Origin of the sequence: Streptococcus mitis (genome assembly GCF_905187495.1) — a bacterium.
Taxonomy (GTDB): Bacteria; Bacillota; Bacilli; order Lactobacillales; family Streptococcaceae; genus Streptococcus; species Streptococcus mitis_CU.
The window spans coordinates 1-883 of sequence record NZ_CAJJIB010000059.1; the positions used below are offsets into that span (position 1 = coordinate 1).

The 883-nt window shown below is 39.1% G+C and carries 1 protein-coding gene; it reads right to left on the reverse strand.

What is annotated here, in order from left to right:
• A partial coding sequence (locus JQ843_RS05365) for a mucin-binding protein (RefSeq protein WP_419991898.1) occupies positions 1 to 883 on the reverse strand: 883 nt, incomplete at both ends.

Sequence of the window (883 nt, forward strand, 5' to 3'; positions counted from 1 at the left end):
GATTTACCTTCTAGGTTATCTGTGTGAAGTACTGTTCCAGTTCCTTCTACCACATAAGTTACTTTTGCTTTCTGAGTATCTTTCTCATAAGTGATTTCAGTATCTTCTGTTGGGGTTTCAGGTGTTGGTGGAACATATCCTTTACTTGGATCGTTTGGATCTACTGGTTTCAGTGGGTTTCCATTTGGATCTTTTGGTGTAGTTCCTGGTACGTAAGGAACGATTGGTCTATCGTTTCCTGGTTTAGTTGGATCGTTCGGATCATTTGGATATGGAAGTGGATCAATTGGTGTTTCACCTTCTGGTACTTTCGGTACCCATGAACCAAGTTTAGTGTAAACTACTTTGATGTTTTCATCTTTAGAGTCTGCAGTTAATCCTGTTGTAGCTGCTACTTCTTTTTGTTTGGCATCTTTCAGGATGTAGCCTTTAACGACTGGTGATTCAACTTTATCGAATGTTGTATCTCCATCTTTAGCTGTCCAGTTACCGTATGTGATCTCACCTGTTACAGAGTTAATCTTAGCTTCACGAGTGAATGTAACTTTATCTGTTACTTTCTTAGCCACTTCCTCACCTTTTTCGTTAACGTATGTGATTGTACGGTTCACGTGGCGAGTTGTATCAATCTTCTTGATTAGATCTTCAGTCCATTTTGGTCCATCAGGGTTCTTAGGATCGATTGGTTCACCTGGTTTTGGTTTATTTGGATCATTTGGATTTTCTGGATCTACTGGTTTGATTGGCTCAACGTGTGGTTTAACTGTTACTACAAAGCTTTGATCAACTTTTGTATCTTTATCGTAGTTCTTATCTGTAGCTGTTGTGAATCCGTCACTTACTAGGTCATATCCTAGAGCTTTCAATTCAGCAAGTTTAGCTA